This is a genomic window from Paenibacillus sp. FW126-R14, from assembly GCF_058789495.1.
This window is the reverse complement of record NZ_JBYTBS010000068.1, coordinates 19,690-34,715: the sequence shown is the minus strand read 5'-3', so window position 1 is coordinate 34,715 and position 15,026 is coordinate 19,690. Positions and strand designations below refer to the sequence as shown.

Genomic DNA, 15,026 nt, shown 5'->3' with positions numbered 1-15,026 from the left:
AAATGTTAAGAAAAGTAAAAATTGCACGAATATTTAAATAAATTGTTGAATTATGTAAAAAGTATCGATATAATAGGTTTACATTGATAATTTACATAATAAGTAAAAATTTTATATCTTTAGGGAGGGAAATGATGAGTCTGGAACCAATGTCACTTGCAAGACAGCTTGATTTGGTGTTTAGAAGAATTAGAGATGAATTATCACATGTAAGTTCAGGTACGGTATTTGTTCATATCCGCAACAATGAAATCGGTAAATTCGGCGTGAAGCATCTGCCGTTTGAAAGTAAGGACGGCGTGCTGCCAGAGGTGGCGGTGAAGGGGCTAACCGAGCTGCAGTATCAAGCATTTCGGCAGATGGCGCTGGAGTCGCTGAAGCGGAAGAAGAGCTGGACCCATGGTGAGATCTTCTTCGATTTTACAGTCAGACACAATATGCTGTCGGCAAGTATCACGTTCGAAAGCAATTATAATATGGCTAGTTTAGCCAAAACGATTTAGCACTTATCCTATTATGAAGGAAATACCCCGGTCATGTCGATGACCGGGGTGTTTAGTTATCGGGAGTATTAGCCGCGATTTCTGCTGCGGTATAAGACATAGATGAACAAAGGCGCGCCGATGGCCGCTGTGAAAACGCCTGCCGGAATATCGAGAGGCTTGAACACGAAACGTCCGGCCAGATCCGCAAGAAGCAGGAGCAAGGAGCCCGTCAGCGCGGAAACGGGAATTAGCGAGCCGAAGCTTGGTCCTACGAACTTGCGGGCAATATGCGGAGCCATGAGGCCGATGAAATTAATGGCACCACCGAAGGCTACGGCAGCGCCGGACAATGCTACGCTCAAAATAATGAGCAGAAAGCGCTGGCGCTGTACGCTGCTTCCCACATTCCGGGCGATGTCTTCGCCTAAGGATTGTACGGTAATATGACGTGCATACAAGAAGATAACCGGGATTAGGACTCCGACCCATGGAAGAAGCGGATACACGGCTTTTTGCCATGAGACCCCGTAAATGCTCCCTGTCATGAAGGTCAAGGATTGATTCGCGAGAATGATCGGTCCGGAAATCATCATGAGATACGAGATTGCGCTCATTGCTGCAGTAAGCCCTGTGCCGATCAGAACGAGCCGAAGCGGGGTGATCCCATTTTTCCATGAGAAAAAGTAAACGAGCAAGGTGGCGGCGAAAGCCCCGAGAATGGCGGCAACAGGCAGCCAGTGAATGCTGATTTTATCAGAGAAAAAGAAGAAAAAGGAAACTGCGCCGAGCGTAGCTCCACCTGTTGAGCCGATGGTATCCGGCGATGTGAGCGGATTTCGAACGATGCCTTGCAGGATGGCGCCTGCCACGCCGAGCGATGCGCCGATCAAAACGGCCACAATCACCCTGGGCAGCCGCAACGATCTGACAATCATATTACTGGGATCCGTCCCGTAACCGAATACGGCACGTACGACCTCTACGGGCTTGATATAGATGCTGCCGATTCCAGTACTTAGAATCATGACGATAATGACGGCTAAGAGTAACAACAAGGATACAAGGACTGATTTCCTACTGACCATAAAAGAGAAGCTTTTGCTTCGAAGCGTGACATAGCGATTGGAACGACTCATTTCAGCAGTCCCCCTTTGCGAGCGATGTATATAAAGAAGGGAACTCCAAGAATGGCTGTCGTTACACCTACGTGAACTTCTTTCGGCATGACGATGAAGCGGGCAATGATGTCCGCGCCAACGAGCAAAACACCGCCGAGAACGGCGCAGTAAGGAATGACCCAGCGATAATCGATTCCGACAAGAAAGCGGACGATATGCGGGATAATGATGCCTACGAAAACAATCGGGCCTGCGACGGCGACAGAGCCTCCGGCCAATACAACAATGACGACGGCGGTAATGAATTTCACGTAAATCGTGCGTTGTCCGAGCCCTTTGGCTACATCGTCCCCCATGGACAAGATGTTGATATGCGGCGAAAGTAGAAACGCACCGACCCATGCGATCAGGATATACGGATAGACGGATTGAAGCATAGCCATTGTTCTGCCTTCGATCGATCCGACAAGCCAATAAAGAACTTGGTCAAACGCTTTACCGTTTCCAAGCAGGATGCCTTGCGTAAGCGATGCGAAGAAGGCCGTCATGGCCGATCCGGCTAGCGTAATCTTCATAGGTGTTAGGCCGTCCCGGCCCAATGAGCCAAGTCCATAGACAAGAACTGAGCTAACGGCAGCGCCCAGAAAAGCAATCCAAGTGAACTGCGAGAGACTGGACACATTGAAAAATCCGACAGACAGCACGATGGCAAAGGCTGCGCCTGAATTTATGCCAAAAATACTCGGCGATGCAAGCGGGTTCCTTGTCATAGCCTGCATGAGCGCCCCGGCAACAGCCAAGCTTCCGCCAACGAGTGCGGCGATTAAAGCTCTTGGAATACGCACGGTTTGAATAATGATAGCCTCATTCGAAGGCTTCGCTGCATGATCGAACGATTGCATGACCTGGGCCCATGAATAGGAGTTCAGGCCGAACCTGACGCTGCAAACCATCAGCCCGGCAAGCACCAGGAGAGCTGCGAGCAGTCCGATACTTTTATACAAATGATATTGACGTTCTTTGTTTGAATAATCCATGATGATTGCCCTGCTTCCTTCATTAGCTGCTTCATTTATTTTAATGAGAAGAGCAATTGAAGTCAACGATTTTGAGAATCATTATCAATTTCGATTGACAGATTTTCTAAAAGCGAGTACGATAGGTGGGCTAGATAATGATAATCGTTATCATCAATAGATCGTGTGGAGGGAACATAGTCAGATGTTTGGGAAAAGTAAACAACTAAGAAGAGCTTGGACTCTTGTTGCCATTCTGTTTGTAGTATCCATTGTTTTAACGGCCTGCGGGGAGAAGCCGGCACAGCCATCGGCATCCGCAGCACCGCAAGAAACAGCAAAGTCGGAAGGACCTCGGACGATTAAGCATGCGATGGGGGAAACCGCTGTACCTGCGCATCCGCAGCGTGTTGTTATTTTGACGAATGAAGGGACAGAAGCCCTTTTAGCTCTAGGAATTAAACCGGTCGGTGCCGTCGAATCCTACTATGGCAGCCCATGGTTTGACCATATTAAAGCGGATATGCAAGGTGTTACAACCGTTGGCGGAGAGTCACAGCCAAACCTGGAGTTAATCGCATCCTTGAAGCCTGATCTAATCATCGGGAACAAAATGCGTCATGAGAAAGTGTACGATCAACTTAAAGCGATTGCTCCGACGGTGTATTCCGAGACATTGCGCGGTGAGTGGAAAAGCAACTTCGCCCTATATGCCGATACATTAAATAAGAAAGCCGAAGGCGATAAAATTATCGCGGCCTTTGATAAACGAATTGACGATTTCAAAAGCAAAGCAGGCGATAAGCTGAAAGAGAAAGTCGCAGTCGTTCGCTTCATGGGCGGTAAAACGCGGTACTACTACGGCAATATGTTTACCGGCGTTATTTTCAAACAAATCGGTTTTGCCCGTTCGGATGCGAAAAGCGATGAGAAATCGTTTGAAGACATTACGAAGGAACGTTTGACTGAGCTTGATGCCGCAGACCGCGTGTTCTACTTCACGTATGAGACCGGTGACGGCAAAGGGACGAAGCAAGAGCAGGAATGGATGAACGATCCGCTCTGGAAAAATCTCAAAGTGGTGCAAAACAATAAACTAGTGAAAGTCAATGATGCGACATGGAATACAGCTGGCGGTGTGAAAGCGGCGAATATCATGTTGGATGATTTGTACAAGATCTACGATATCAAGCCTTAATAAAGGAGAGGACTGCTTATTGCGAGCAGTCTTTTTTTGTATAAACGCAAAAAAGAGGGCTTCCTTCAGTAGACTGGCTACTTGAAGGAAAGCCCCCGTTCGTTTAAGTATAGGAGAGGTTGTTATCTGCTGAAACGGTTAGCGTTGTTGCTGCCGGCTAGCTGTTGTTCAGCGATTTGAACAAGGCGACGAGTGATGTGGCCCCCAATGGAGCCTGTATCACGGGACGTCATGTAGCCATAGTAGCCGTCTTGAGGAATCTGGATACCTAGTTCTTGAGCAACTTCGAATTTCATTTGATCCAAAGCTGCTGTAGCTTGTGGAACAACTAAAGTGTTGCTGCTGCGAGATTGTCCTGCCATCTGATATCACCTCCAGTAATAGGTAGTATAATCTCTTTTGCAAATAATACTCATGCAGATTTCTGGAAATTTCAACCAAGCGGATATAAAGCCGAAAAGCAGGATCGGACAGTCTTTGTTATAATAAGAAAAGCAACGGGAGATCGGAGGCGGAATCATGTTTGAACTGTCAGTAAAGGGCTGGTCCCTGGATAAGGATTTACAAATCATACAAGCGGATGTCCGCATGGCGGTGGAAGACAGCCTGCTTATTGAAGAGCCGCTATGCATCGATGTAGGGCTTCCTGCACTCTTATACAGTGCGCTGCATGACACGGCGCCGAACCGGTTTGCTCCGCCCGACCAGTGGGCGCAGATGCCTTTCTTTGTATGCGGCTGCGGAGATCCGGAGTGCAGAGGGTTTTCGTTTGTTGTGCATCATTTGCCGGATGAAGAAGTGGAGCTCATATCCGTTGAAGAGCGCACCAACGGGACGTACCGCGAGCTCGAGGCCCACCGCATCCCTGCCGATCCTTACAGGAAGCAGGTATTAGAGATCGGGGAAACCTATTTGACGTTTATCCAAGGTTTGGATTACAGACCCTATTTTGCCGATACGGTGAAAGTGGTTGAAGGGCTGGTACATCAATTACATCAACAACAACGGAGTGAATAGGATGGCAGCAGTGAAATATTATGTCGTTTGGGTGGGGCATCAACCCGGGATCTACCGATCGTGGGCCGAATGTCAGGCACAGACGAAAGGGTATCCGCAAGCGAGATTTAAATCGTATGAATCGGAAGCGGAGGCTCGTCAGGCTTTGGAGAAAGGCTGGCAGAAGTCGCTGAATTTCGGAGGGAAATCAGGCGCGGCGTCTGCTTCCGGTGGCAAGTCAGCTAGCCCGGAAACGGCTCCGGAAGTCGACTATGACAGTCTGTCCGTAGATGTCGGGTGCTCCGGGAATCCGGGTATTGTAGAGTACAAGGGCGTCGATACGCGAACCGGCGAGATATTGTTTTATCAAGGTCCCATTTCCAAGGGTACGAACAATTTGGGCGAATTTCTTGCCATTGTACACGGGTTGGCGTATCTGAAGAAGCAGGGCAGCTCCAAAACCATTTATACGGATTCCGTGACGGCTTTAAGCTGGATTCGCAAAAAGGAAGTTTCGACCAATTTGGTCCGGGATGCCTCGACGGAGGAGATTTGGACGCTCGTGGACCGGGCGTTGAAGTGGCTGCGGGCCAACAGTTATACGAACAAAATCGTGAAATGGGACACGAAGAAGTGGGGAGAAATCAAGGCGGATTTTGGCAGAAAATAAGCTCTTGCTTTTACATTGACGCGTCAGTACACTAAAGGGAGAAATTTGACGAAAAGTATGATATGATAGATTCATTATTTTTAATAATGAATGTAATTTAGGAGGAATAGAGAATGGCTCATCCAAAACAGCGTAGCGACATGATTAAAAAAGGGTTCGACCGCGCTCCGCACCGCAGCTTGCTGCGTGCAGCCGGTGTGAAAGAGGAAGATTTCGGCAAGCCGTTTATTGCGGTTTGTAACTCTTATATAGACATTATTCCCGGGCATGTTCATTTGCAAGAATTCGGTAAGATCGTGAAAGAAGCGATTCGCGAAGCTGGCGGCGTTCCTTTCGAGTTCAACACAATCGGTGTTGACGATGGTATCGCCATGGGTCATATCGGTATGCGCTACTCCTTGCCGAGCCGTGAAATTATTGCCGATTCCCTGGAAACGGTCGTAAACGCACACTGGTTCGATGGCATGATCTGTATTCCTAACTGCGATAAAATCACACCGGGCATGATCATGGGTGCGCTTCGCGTCAACATCCCTACGATGTTAGTCAGCGGCGGCCCAATGAAAGCCGGTAAAGATAAAAACGGCAGATCCATTTCCTTGTCCTCCGTATTCGAGGGCGTAGGCGCTTACCAAGCCGGTAAATTGGATGAAGCCGGTCTGGAAGAGCTTGAACAATACGGCTGTCCGACTTGCGGATCCTGCTCCGGAATGTTCACGGCGAACTCCATGAACTGTTTGGCAGAAGGCCTTGGCCTTGCGATGCCGGGGAACGGTACGATCCTCGCTGTAGCCGAAGAGCGCAAGCAATTCGTCAAAGATTGCGCGAAGCAGTTGATGACATTGATCGAGAAAGACATCAAGCCTCGCGATATCGTGACGATTGAAGCAATTGACAACGCGTTTGCGCTGGATATGGCGATGGGCGGTTCCACGAATACTGTGCTTCACACACTGGCAATCGCTGCTGAAGCGGGCATCGATTACCCGATCGCGCGTATTAACGAAGTGGCAGAGCGCGTTCCTCACCTTGCCAAAATCGCTCCGGCTTCCGACTATCACATTGAAGATGTGCATTTAGCCGGCGGTGTCAGCGCGGTTATTAATGAACTTTTGAAAAAACCGGGCGCATTCGACGGAGATCGTCTGTCCGTTACCGCTCAAACGATTCGTGAAAACGTCGCTGGCTGCGAAATTCAAAATACGGACGTTATTCGTCCGCTTAGCAACCCGCACAGCGAAAGAGGCGGACTTGCCGTACTGTTCGGCAACCTTGCTCCTGAAGGCAGTATCGTGAAGGTCGGCGCGGTAGATAAATCCGTAGGCGGACGTCACGTAGGTCCTGCGATCTGCTTTAACTCCCAAGACGAGGCGCTGTACGGCATCGCTAACGGCAAAGTGAAAGAAGGCCATGTTGTCGTCATTCGCTACGAAGGACCTAAAGGCGGACCTGGTATGCCGGAAATGCTGGCTCCTACGTCCCAAATCGTCGGTATGGGTCTTGGCGCGAAAGTTGCCTTGATTACGGACGGACGTTTCTCCGGCGCATCCCGCGGTATCTCCATCGGCCATATGTCTCCTGAGGCGGCTGAGGGCGGACCTCTTGCTTTCGTACAAGACGGCGACATTATCGATGTGGATATGGATGGCCGCAAAATCGAACTGCAAATCAGCGATGAAGAGTTTGCGAAGCGCCGCGAGAGCTGGACAGAGTTCGAGCCGAAAATCCGTACCGGATATTTGGCGCGTTACACCAAAATGGTGACGAATGCGAGTGCCGGAGCGATTTTGAAAATCTAAAGCATGTTAAAAGGCCAGAGCTAAATTGCTCTGGCCTTTTATATATGGCCTATCAAAAAAAGAAGTGCATAAAAAGCAAAGAACCTATAAAAACCGTTACTGCAACGACGATGGATAGCGTGAGCACGAAGCGCGCTTTGAATATCGAGAGCAGCATCAGTGTGCTTTTGACATCGATCATCGGACCGAATACGAGGAAGGCGAGCAGGGAGCCAGGAGAGAACGTTTTGGCGAAAGAAGCGGCCACGAAGGCATCCGTTGTAGAGCACAGTGAGAGCAAATAGGCAAAGCCCATCATAAACACGTGCGAGATTAGTGTGCCTTGGCCGATCTCGGATAAACTGTCCTGGGCGACGAAGGTTTGGATCAAAGCGGTTAAGAATGCGCCCAGCATTAAGTATTTGCTCATTTCGAACAGCTCGGATGTGCCGTGACTGAGCATCGTGGACAGCCGCCCGTCACCATGGGCGTGATGGTGGCCGTGATGATGAGCATGATCGTGATTATGGTCATGGTGGTGGTTGTGATTACGGCCGTGCTCATGATCATGATGATGATGATGATCATGATGGACGTCATGATTATCCGCGTGGCGCAATGGGCTGCTCTTCAAGAATCGCGTCAGCAGAAGCCCGACGATTAACGCCACGCCGAAGGTGAGCCCCATGCGTGAATAAGCCATTGCCGGCTCGCTGCGGAAAGCCATGAAGGTCGAGGCGAAAACGATCGGATTCAGAATCGGCCCGACGAGAATGAAGATGACGGCAATGTACACGGGCATGCCTTTGCGCATGAGCCTGCGAACGAAAGGAATCATGCCGCATTCGCAGAGCGGGAACATGATCCCCAGCGCGCAGGCAAACAGGACGCCGCCAAGCGGATGCTTAGGTGTCATTCGCCGGATGAAAGCTTCAGGGATGAAGTTTTCAACGACGGTAGAGAGAAGCACCCCCATGAACATGAAGGGGAGGGCGTCGAGAAAAATGTCCATAAAGGCGGCAAAGATGAGCCTGATATCGGTCAGAATCAGCCCGATCGGAGGAAGCTCTCTCGTCGTTACAATAAGGATGAGAAGAAATGCGCAAATCACCGTGGAGACCGGAAGACTCCACCGGTACAGTGTTGATGACAATTCGTTGACCCCCCTCTGTCCGTGAATGGAAGGATAGTATGTTACCTATCCTATGTCCATGCATGGCGAGATAGGACAAAGACCTTGGTTGACATTGAAAAGTCAAGGTGTATAATAATATAAAATCAATAAGCGATGACAGGAACAAGTACGTTTGTCTCCCGTTTCTCAGAGAGCCGGTGGTTGGTGCGAACCGGTGAAACGACCAAACCGAATGGATCCTTGAGCTTGAGGCTGAACACAGGATGAGGGTTGCCGGAACCTAGGCCGGATAAACGTCCGCATCTGTCAAGTATGCCAAACGGCTGCTCTCCGTTACAAGAGCCTGAAGGTCTGTGCGGGCAATGCTGCATGCACGGACAAATTAGGGTGGTACCACGGTCTCTCGTCCCTTGCGGGGAGAGGCCTTTTTGTTGTCTTTTTTAGATTTTTCGCAAGCTAACACACTATCTAATTTGGAGGGACTTACACGATGAAAAGAGTATTATCAGGCATGCAGTCCAGCGGCCAGCTGACGATTGGCAATTATATTGGCGCTCTTCGCAACTATGTGAAGCTGCAGCATTTGCACCGCTGTTATTTTATGGTCGTGGATATGCACGCCATTACGGTTCCGCAGGATCCGGCAGCGCTGAAGGAACAAACGGAGTCGATCGCAGCGCTATATATCGCCGCAGGACTTGACCCGAATAAGGCGTCCATCTTCCTGCAATCCCATGTTCATGCACACGCGGAGCTCGGCTGGATTATGACGACGCTGACGCACATGGGCGAGCTGGAGCGCATGACGCAGTTTAAGGATAAATCGGAAGGCAAGGAATCCGTCGGTGCCGGTCTCTTTACGTATCCGTCTCTGATGGCGGCTGACATTCTTCTGTACAATGCCGATCTGATCCCGGTCGGGGACGACCAGAAGCAGCATTTGGAGCTTACGCGTGACTTGGCTAATCGGTTCAACAACCGTTTTGGCGACATGTTCGTGATGCCGCAGCCTTATATGCCTGAGATTGGCGCGAGAATCATGTCGCTCGACGATGGCTCCAAGAAGATGAGCAAAAGCAGCCCGAATGCGGGAAGTTACATCGCTATGCTGGATGATCCGGCAGTCATCCGCAAGAAGCTTAGCCGTGCTGTGACAGATTCCGGTCGTGAAGTGAAGTACGATCCGCAGAATAAGCCTGAAGTGAGCAACCTGATTTCGATCTACTCGCATTTTGCGGAGATGAGCGTAGCTGAGATCGAGGCTAAATATGACGGGCAGGGCTACGGTCCGTTCAAAAAAGACCTGGCTGAGCAGGTCGTAGCTGTTCTCGAGCCGATTCAGCAGCGGTACCATGAGATTCGCAAATCGGGAGAAATTTTCGACATTTTGCGTAAAGGCGCGAAGGAAGCCGCTGAGGTAGCTGACCAAACGCTGCTTGAAGTGAAGAAACGGATGGGCTTCGTGGTTATCTAGAAGAAAGCGAAAGAGCTCGAACAACGGATGTTGTTCGAGCTCTTTTTGTGCAGTGCAGCCGTTCAAGTTACGGCCGTGAATTTTTTTTGCGAATCTTTGCCTTCACGGCAAAGCCGTAACCGATAAAGCCTAATGCGATGATCGAACAAACGAGAATCATCCACGGCTGCCGAAGAGCGATAAATAAAGAGATGGAAGCCAGCAGCAATGTGCCGACAACAGCAAATAGAAGTGCGAGCGGTTTACTCATGAACGTGACCTACTTTCTAGAAGTTTGAAGCTTGTCTTCTTATTCTAAACTTTTTTATTCGTTGTGCATATAAATTCATTTCCTCCACATACTATGTTTGCAAGCTTGCAAATACATCAAAGAACATAGCTGACTGAAAGGAGTCTGATCCTTATGGCACAATCTCGTAGCAGCAACACACTGGCGGTTCCACAAGCTACAGCAGCTTTAAATCAAATGAAATATGAGGTAGCTCAAGAACTGGGCATCCAAATTCCTCAAGACGGTTACATGGGCTATATGGCTACTCGCGATGCAGGTTCAATCGGAGGTCACATTACTCGTCGTCTGGTGCAAATCGCTGAGCAAACGTTGGCTGGTCAATCCGGCTTCCGCAGCTAGGATACGCCCCTCGTTAATAGCTTTTCCCGATTGTTGCAATATAAAGCCCAGAGGCCTAAAAAACCTCTGGGCTTTTTTTGCGCAAACAAACAAAATAGAAAAGACGCGTTATTGCACGCGCCTCTCTTTGTTAATAAAGATCTACCCGCAGCTTCTTCTCCAGTCTGGTGTCGTTTACCCAGCCTACGTAGGAGTCTAGCGTTTTGAAATTGTGGTCCATGTGGATAACGCCTACGAACGGATATTGCTTGCGGTGGCGATAGCGCACATCCGCCCATCTAACCTCATAACCCCAGCGGTGTTCTTTGACTTCTGCGCAGGTGAAGGAAGAGAAGTAGAGCAGGGCCCGTATATCTTCATTCTGTTTGGATGCCTCAACGGCCGGATGATCGTCGCATTTCACGGTATCGAGCCATTTCAGTTTGGAATTTTTAAGCTCGCCCAGCTGGTAAGTGCCGTCAGCTCTTCGTTTCACGACATTCCAGACATAGAGGTTGAATGTTACAATAAGTGTGTATTGATCGCCAGGCTGAAAAGTCGGATCTTTTCGATACAGGCTTTTTTCTACGATGTAATGGTCAAGTGTGCGCCAAATGTAGTATAGGGCGATGAGGCCATACAACGTTGGGAAAATCAGCTTCGGACTTGCGACGTGGAAGGACCACATGAAGATCGCCGCGATATGGCTCGTAAAGATAAAGGGATCAAAGATGTGAATGATGTTCCACGATACCCACTTTTCAGAAAAAGGGCGAACAGCTTGTGTACCGTATGTGTTGAAACAATCACTGAAAACGTGAAAACAAACCGCGATCCCCACCCACATGCCTAAATGCATCAGTGAGATTCCGTGAAAGAAAAGAGCCAGTGCTCCGGTGATCAATAGCGTCCAAATGAGTAAGGCCGGCAAAGAGTGCGACCGACCGCGATGATTGCGAATGTACGTGGCGTTGCCTTTAAAGCGAAGCAGCCCGTCCACATCCGGAATCTGTGAACCGACGACGGTTCCGATGAAGACAGCAGTGGTAGCCGCTGAATCCGCGGAGACGCTGGGATCAATCTGCGACAGTCCTGCTAACCCTAAGCCAATAACAAGATGTGTACCTGTGTCCAAGTGGGTTTCTCCTCCTAAGGTCATATTCCGTCTTCTTATTAGTTTACCATTTTGGAGCAAAAAATAAATCAGAGGGAGATCTAAAAATGTCTAAAGTTTTTGTAGAGTATACCATAAAACCCGGTTTCCGGGACTCCTTTCTCATCTATATGCAGGAATGGCAGCGGAGGGAAGGGCGTTTGGAGCTGCTCCAAGGAACAGACCAACCGGGTCTGTTTGTAGAAGTCTGGAATGAAATTACCTATGAGGAGTATACCGTTTTGAAGGAAAAACGATTGTCGGGAAGCGGGGAGGATCAAGGCGAATGGGACGAGTGGATTGAAGGCGGCATGCGGAAGCTGCATATGTGGCATTTTTCACCGATCGTCTAAACATGATAAAAAAACCGCTGCCCCTGTTCGGATTAGCGGTTTTTTGGCGGAACCAATTATCTTCTCTGCGCATATGGATAGGAGTAATTCAGCTCTTCGTCGAACGTAATGTAGTCCAGATTGACCATGAGGAGCAAGAAGCGCATGCCTGTTGCGGGATCGCTGATAATAATATGATCGCGTCCTGCGGCTTCCAATCTGCCTTTGAAAATTTTGGCGTTCCATTCCGAGTTATTCTCGTATGTCATGTAGAGGGTGGCCATTTTGCCGAGGTTCAAGCGAAGAATGTTTTCGATGTATGACTCTTCCATCGGAAGGCCCGGCACGTTTACGCCTGTTTGCAAGCCGGCTCCTGTTGGCGGCAGCATGGAGCCGCTGGGCTGCATGGGAACCATTTTATTCGTGACTGCTGTCGGAACCGGGTAGGCCGGGTATGGAGTTCCCCCGAATGATGGCATTTGCGCTTGGTTGCCAATTTTGTAAGGGTTATTCAACATAACTGTAAATCCTCCTTGGAGCTTTCCTTGTGGAAGCTTTCTTCTTGTGTAGCATACACCTCATCATATTGTGCATCCGCCCATTTGGTGACTAAATTCTTTCCCTTTTCAAAATAAAAAAAGCTCCGGAGGGGAGCTTAATTCAGTAAAAATTTATAACCGACACCCCAAACGGTTTTAATATATTTGGGTTCTTTCGGATCGGTTTCTATTTTCTTGCGAAGATTTGCGATATGTACATCTATAGCTCTATCAGTTACATAGGAATCGAAACCGCGAACCCGGTTCAAAAGCTCTTCTCGACTGAATACACGGCCTTGATTTTGCCATAATAGCTTCATAATCTCGAATTCGGAGAATGTGGTCTCAATCAATTTGTGCTGGACATAAAGACAACGTTTCTCGAGATCCAAGTGGACGATTTGATCGGTGGAGGTATCCGCAGCCGCTGTCGCTACGTGTGCAAATGCAGTTGAACGCCGTAGCAAAGCTTGTACCCTTGCTGCAAGTTCTCTCATGGAAAAGGGCTTACATAAGTAATCATCCGCTCCCGTTTGCAGACCCTTGATGCGGTCGGAAACTTCGCTCTTCGCTGAAACCATGAGAATGGGGATGTTAGAAGAGGTCCGGAAGGATGTGCAAAGCTGGATCCCATCAACATCAGGCAGCATGATATCAAGAACGATGACATCCGGATTGAAATCCCGGAACAGGATTTCGCCTTGCCGGCCGTTTTCCGCTCGCTTGACTTGATAGCCTTCTTCGTACAAATAAATAGACATCATTTCACCAATACTTAAATCATCTTCAATTATTAAAACCTTAGACATAAACGTTCCCCTCCTTTTCCTTCAAAAGGCTCGGTGCTCGATATGCCGGACGCAACATTCGATCCTATATATAGACATGTTATCATTATCCATTTTGTGCCGTCTAGTTTAAAGTAATAAAAATTTATTATCGTTCAAGAAAAAAGGAAGCCGGACGGTACTTGCAGCCTAATCGCTTAGGTCAAGTAATCCAGCTTCCTATAATAGGGTGAGCATTCGCATTAAAAATCATACCGTTAAGTGCTTTCGAACTTGTTCTTCATTCAATTGCCCGGCATGACCTTCGGCGGCGACAGTGCCCCGGTCTATGACATAGTAATAATCCGCGATGCTTGTTGCGAATTCCAGACTTTGCTCGACCAATAAGACGGCGATTTCCCTGCTTCGTTTAATGCTCTCGATAATGGCCTCGATTTCCATAACGATGGAAGGCTGGATGCCCTCCATAGGCTCATCCAGAAGCAAAAGCTTCGGACCGGGGGCCAGAGCGCGGGCTATGGCTAGCTGCTGCTGCTGACCGCCGCTGAGATCCCCGCCTTTGCGGTGAAGCATTTGGCGCAGCACGGGGAAGGTGTCGAAGAGAGAGTCTGGCAGCTTCTTTCTCCCGTCGGTCGCCGCTTCCAGGCCGAGCAGCAGGTTTTCCTCAACGGTCAGCTGAGGGAAGATTTCACGGCCTTGCGGCACGTAGCCGATGCCGGCTTTCGCCCGCCGGTCCGGAGAAAATGACGTGATGTCTCTTTCGTTATATTGAATTGAACCGGATTTAGGCTTAATGAGCCCCATGATGCTCTTCATCAGCGTTGATTTTCCGACTCCGTTTCTTCCCATGAGACAAACGATCTGTCCCGGTTTCACGAGCATATTCACATGGCGAACGACCATGCTTTCGCCATAGCCTGCCTCGATGTTCTGAAGATTAAGCACCGCGTTCCACTCTCCTTCCCAGATAAACCTCGGCGACCTTCTCATCGTTCTGAATGTCCTGCATCGTGCCTTCGCGAAGGACGGTGCCTTCATGAAGCACCGTGACCGTTTTGGCAAATTGGCGTACAAACGCCATATCGTGTTCGACTACGATGATCGTTTGGTTGGCCGCGATTTGATGAAGAAGCTCGCCGGTTTTCTCCGTTTCGCCATCGGTCATCCCCGCAGCCGGTTCGTCAAGGAGCAGGAGATCAGGCTCCTGCATGAGCAGCATGCCGATTTCCAGCCACTGCTTCTCCCCGTGAGAAAGCGAGCCGGCCCGTTCTTTGGCTTTGTGCTGCAGACCGATCATGGCCAGCCTTTGGTGCAGGCGATCCCGCTGCTCGCTTGTCGTCTTGGCCCACAGGGCGCTGAGCAGGCCCCGCTTTTGCTTCATGGACAAAGCCAGATTTTCAAATACAGTTAAGGTTGAAAAGACAGAGGGTGCCTGGAACTTTCGTCCAATCCCAAGCTGCGCGATTTGGTGCTCTTGATGCTTGGTAAGATCAATAGAGTCCTTGAAGTAGACATGACCCAGCGAAGGCTTCACCTTCCCGCAAATGACATCCAGGAGCGTTGTTTTACCGGCACCGTTAGGGCCGATGAGAAACCGCAGTTCCCCGTAGGCCAAGGAAAAGTCCAGATCGCGCAAAGCTTTGAATCCGTCGAAGCTTACCTCAAGCCCTTGTACGCTCAGAATGTTTGCGCCGGGTACAGGTTGTTGCTCTGCTAATTGTCCGAGCATGGGAT

At 49.3% G+C, this 15,026-nt stretch carries 18 protein-coding genes and 1 other annotated feature; of the genes, 8 read left to right on the top strand and 10 right to left on the bottom strand.

Annotated elements, in window-relative coordinates; all coding sequences use genetic code 11:
* Positions 1-134 precede the first annotated feature (134 nt).
* Complete coding sequence (locus tag AC3WRW_RS29095) at positions 135-503, top strand: O-methyltransferase (protein WP_492549706.1); 369 nt, start codon at positions 135-137, stop codon at positions 501-503.
* Between the two features lie 68 nt (positions 504-571).
* Here the strand turns inward: AC3WRW_RS29095 and AC3WRW_RS29090 are convergent, their stop codons facing one another.
* Together AC3WRW_RS29090 and AC3WRW_RS29085 are read right to left on the bottom strand one after the other, a co-directional pair.
* Positions 572-1,621, bottom strand: a complete 1,050-nt coding sequence (locus AC3WRW_RS29090; RefSeq protein ID WP_492549705.1) for a FecCD family ABC transporter permease — start codon at positions 1,619-1,621, stop codon at positions 572-574.
* On the bottom strand, positions 1,618-2,640 hold the full coding sequence (locus AC3WRW_RS29085) for a FecCD family ABC transporter permease (protein WP_492549704.1): 1,023 nt from the start codon (positions 2,638-2,640) through the stop codon (positions 1,618-1,620). Before AC3WRW_RS29085 ends, AC3WRW_RS29090 begins: the two co-directional genes overlap by 4 nt.
* A 184-nt stretch (positions 2,641-2,824) precedes the next feature.
* Between AC3WRW_RS29085 and AC3WRW_RS29080 the strand changes: the two genes are divergently transcribed.
* Complete coding sequence (locus AC3WRW_RS29080) at positions 2,825-3,817, top strand: ABC transporter substrate-binding protein (RefSeq protein ID WP_492549703.1); 993 nt, start codon at positions 2,825-2,827, stop codon at positions 3,815-3,817.
* Between the two features lie 122 nt (positions 3,818-3,939).
* On the opposite strand, the gene AC3WRW_RS29075 is transcribed toward AC3WRW_RS29080, so the two are convergent.
* Entirely contained in the window at positions 3,940-4,179 is a 240-nt protein-coding gene (locus AC3WRW_RS29075) for an alpha/beta-type small acid-soluble spore protein (RefSeq protein ID WP_492549702.1), read from the bottom strand.
* Between the two features lie 157 nt (positions 4,180-4,336).
* On the opposite strand from AC3WRW_RS29075, the gene AC3WRW_RS29070 reads away from it, so the two are divergent.
* The 3 genes from AC3WRW_RS29070 (at position 4,337) to ilvD (ending at position 7,282) form a co-directional block, all read left to right on the top strand.
* Positions 4,337-4,834, top strand: a complete 498-nt coding sequence (locus AC3WRW_RS29070; protein ID WP_492549701.1) for a hypothetical protein — start codon at positions 4,337-4,339, stop codon at positions 4,832-4,834.
* A 1-nt stretch (position 4,835) separates the two neighbouring features.
* Positions 4,836-5,483, top strand: a complete 648-nt coding sequence (rnhA, locus tag AC3WRW_RS29065; RefSeq protein WP_492549700.1) for a ribonuclease H — start codon at positions 4,836-4,838, stop codon at positions 5,481-5,483.
* Between the two features lie 113 nt (positions 5,484-5,596).
* Positions 5,597-7,282 (top strand): dihydroxy-acid dehydratase, encoded by a 1,686-nt coding sequence (gene ilvD, locus AC3WRW_RS29060; RefSeq protein WP_492549699.1) that lies wholly within the window; start codon positions 5,597-5,599, stop codon positions 7,280-7,282.
* A gap of 52 nt (positions 7,283-7,334) precedes the next feature.
* On the opposite strand, the gene AC3WRW_RS29055 is transcribed toward ilvD, so the two are convergent.
* Positions 7,335-8,414, bottom strand: coding sequence for a permease (locus AC3WRW_RS29055; RefSeq protein WP_492549698.1), 1,080 nt, complete (start codon positions 8,412-8,414; stop codon positions 7,335-7,337).
* Positions 8,415-8,540: 126 nt separating this feature from the next.
* Positions 8,541-8,810: a binding site (T-box leader), on the top strand.
* Positions 8,811-8,886: 76 nt separating this feature from the next.
* On the opposite strand from AC3WRW_RS29055, the gene trpS reads away from it, so the two are divergent.
* Complete coding sequence (trpS, locus tag AC3WRW_RS29050) at positions 8,887-9,870, top strand: tryptophan--tRNA ligase (protein WP_492549697.1); 984 nt, start codon at positions 8,887-8,889, stop codon at positions 9,868-9,870.
* Between the two features lie 67 nt (positions 9,871-9,937).
* Here the strand turns inward: trpS and AC3WRW_RS29045 are convergent, their stop codons facing one another.
* Positions 9,938-10,120, bottom strand: coding sequence for a DUF5325 family protein (locus AC3WRW_RS29045; RefSeq protein ID WP_492549696.1), 183 nt, complete (start codon positions 10,118-10,120; stop codon positions 9,938-9,940).
* 153 nt (positions 10,121-10,273) lie between these two features.
* On the opposite strand from AC3WRW_RS29045, the gene AC3WRW_RS29040 reads away from it, so the two are divergent.
* Complete coding sequence (locus AC3WRW_RS29040; RefSeq protein ID WP_492549695.1) at positions 10,274-10,501, top strand: alpha/beta-type small acid-soluble spore protein; 228 nt, start codon at positions 10,274-10,276, stop codon at positions 10,499-10,501.
* Between the two features lie 130 nt (positions 10,502-10,631).
* On the opposite strand, the gene AC3WRW_RS29035 is transcribed toward AC3WRW_RS29040, so the two are convergent.
* Positions 10,632-11,615 (bottom strand): metal-dependent hydrolase, encoded by a 984-nt coding sequence (locus AC3WRW_RS29035; RefSeq protein ID WP_492549694.1) that lies wholly within the window; start codon positions 11,613-11,615, stop codon positions 10,632-10,634.
* 86 nt (positions 11,616-11,701) lie between these two features.
* Between AC3WRW_RS29035 and AC3WRW_RS29030 the strand changes: the two genes are divergently transcribed.
* Positions 11,702-11,986 (top strand): hypothetical protein, encoded by a 285-nt coding sequence (locus AC3WRW_RS29030; protein ID WP_492549693.1) that lies wholly within the window; start codon positions 11,702-11,704, stop codon positions 11,984-11,986.
* A gap of 56 nt (positions 11,987-12,042) precedes the next feature.
* Here AC3WRW_RS29030 and gerQ read toward each other — a convergent pair whose 3' ends face one another.
* From gerQ to urtD, 4 genes are all read right to left on the bottom strand, one after another.
* Positions 12,043-12,483 (bottom strand): spore coat protein GerQ, encoded by a 441-nt coding sequence (gene gerQ / locus AC3WRW_RS29025; protein WP_492549692.1) that lies wholly within the window; start codon positions 12,481-12,483, stop codon positions 12,043-12,045.
* Between the two features lie 137 nt (positions 12,484-12,620).
* Entirely contained in the window at positions 12,621-13,313 is a 693-nt protein-coding gene (locus AC3WRW_RS29020) for a response regulator transcription factor (protein WP_492549691.1), read from the bottom strand.
* Between the two features lie 228 nt (positions 13,314-13,541).
* Positions 13,542-14,237: an urea ABC transporter ATP-binding subunit UrtE gene (gene urtE, locus AC3WRW_RS29015; RefSeq protein WP_492549690.1), complete on the bottom strand. Its 696-nt coding sequence runs from the start codon at positions 14,235-14,237 to the stop codon at positions 13,542-13,544.
* Positions 14,230-15,021, bottom strand: a complete 792-nt coding sequence (gene urtD, locus AC3WRW_RS29010; protein ID WP_492549689.1) for an urea ABC transporter ATP-binding protein UrtD — start codon at positions 15,019-15,021, stop codon at positions 14,230-14,232. The genes urtE and urtD overlap by 8 nt, the downstream gene beginning before the upstream one ends.
* Positions 15,022-15,026: the final 5 nt, after the last annotated feature.

Bases quoted from the DNA above. Each gene is read 5' to 3' on its own strand.
- AC3WRW_RS29095 (WP_492549706.1), top strand. From the start codon at position 135: ATGAGTCTGGAACCAATGTCACTTGCAAGACAGCTTGATTTGGTGTTT.
- AC3WRW_RS29090 (WP_492549705.1), bottom strand. From the start codon at position 1,621: ATGAGTCGTTCCAATCGCTATGTCACGCTTCGAAGCAAAAGCTTCTCT.
- AC3WRW_RS29085 (WP_492549704.1), bottom strand. From the start codon at position 2,640: ATGGATTATTCAAACAAAGAACGTCAATATCATTTGTATAAAAGTATC.
- AC3WRW_RS29080 (WP_492549703.1), top strand. From the start codon at position 2,825: ATGTTTGGGAAAAGTAAACAACTAAGAAGAGCTTGGACTCTTGTTGCC.
- AC3WRW_RS29075 (WP_492549702.1), bottom strand. From the start codon at position 4,179: ATGGCAGGACAATCTCGCAGCAGCAACACTTTAGTTGTTCCACAAGCT.
- AC3WRW_RS29070 (WP_492549701.1), top strand. From the start codon at position 4,337: ATGTTTGAACTGTCAGTAAAGGGCTGGTCCCTGGATAAGGATTTACAA.
- rnhA (WP_492549700.1), top strand. From the start codon at position 4,836: ATGGCAGCAGTGAAATATTATGTCGTTTGGGTGGGGCATCAACCCGGG.
- ilvD (WP_492549699.1), top strand. From the start codon at position 5,597: ATGGCTCATCCAAAACAGCGTAGCGACATGATTAAAAAAGGGTTCGAC.
- trpS (WP_492549697.1), top strand. From the start codon at position 8,887: ATGAAAAGAGTATTATCAGGCATGCAGTCCAGCGGCCAGCTGACGATT.
- AC3WRW_RS29045 (WP_492549696.1), bottom strand. From the start codon at position 10,120: ATGAGTAAACCGCTCGCACTTCTATTTGCTGTTGTCGGCACATTGCTG.
- AC3WRW_RS29040 (WP_492549695.1), top strand. From the start codon at position 10,274: ATGGCACAATCTCGTAGCAGCAACACACTGGCGGTTCCACAAGCTACA.
- AC3WRW_RS29030 (WP_492549693.1), top strand. From the start codon at position 11,702: ATGTCTAAAGTTTTTGTAGAGTATACCATAAAACCCGGTTTCCGGGAC.
- gerQ (WP_492549692.1), bottom strand. From the start codon at position 12,483: ATGTTGAATAACCCTTACAAAATTGGCAACCAAGCGCAAATGCCATCA.
- AC3WRW_RS29020 (WP_492549691.1), bottom strand. From the start codon at position 13,313: ATGTCTAAGGTTTTAATAATTGAAGATGATTTAAGTATTGGTGAAATG.
- urtD (WP_492549689.1), bottom strand. From the start codon at position 15,021: ATGCTCGGACAATTAGCAGAGCAACAACCTGTACCCGGCGCAAACATT.